A 632-nucleotide genomic window follows, 5' to 3' on the forward strand; every position below is an offset into this window, starting at 1 on the left:
GTGCGGCGGGCGGTGCGGCGGGCGGTGCGGGTGGCAGCGCGGCGGATGGCGCGGCGGCCGGTGCAGCTGGTGGGGCGGCTGCCCTTGAGGCAGCCGTCTCGGACGCCGAGCTGGTCGAGGCCGTCGCGGCGTGTGAGCGGCAGATCTCCGCGCTGGCCGCTCACCGCGACCTGCTCGCCGGGGTCTTCGCTACCCGCCGCCAGTCCGAGGCCGAAGCCGACCTCGCGCAGGCGCGCGCCGCCTCGGCCGCTGACGGGAAGGGGCGTCCGTGGGCCACCCGGGTGCGCTCCACCGCCCCGACGGAGCTGTGCGCCCGCCTCGGGATCGGCAGCAGTGCGGGGGAGGCGATGGTCGAACGCGGCCTGGCCGCGCTCGGCTCCCACCGCGACGTGGCAGCCGCGATGGCCGCCGGGGCGCTGCCCGCCGGTGCGGGGACCTGGCTGCTGGAGGAGCTCTCCAGCGTGCGCACGACGTCCTACCTGTCGGCGCTGGAGCGTGAGAGCGCCGCCCGCGAGCAGGCCCTGGCCGACCAGCGAGCCGACGAGGACGCTGCCCGCGCCGCCGTAGGCCGCCCGGCGCTGACCGGCGAGGAGCTGAAGGGTCGGGCGGTCGCTGACCAGGCGGCCGTCGAT

1 protein-coding gene is annotated in these 632 nt (G+C 78.3%); it reads left to right on the forward strand.

Translation table 11 applies throughout. The features are described from left to right. Positions 1–347 precede the first annotated feature (347 nt). Positions 348–632 (forward strand): hypothetical protein (locus ACUN9U_RS18270; RefSeq protein ID WP_445486422.1); only part of this gene is annotated, 285 nt, incomplete at its 3' end.

This window comes from Quadrisphaera sp. KR29 (assembly GCF_052644995.1).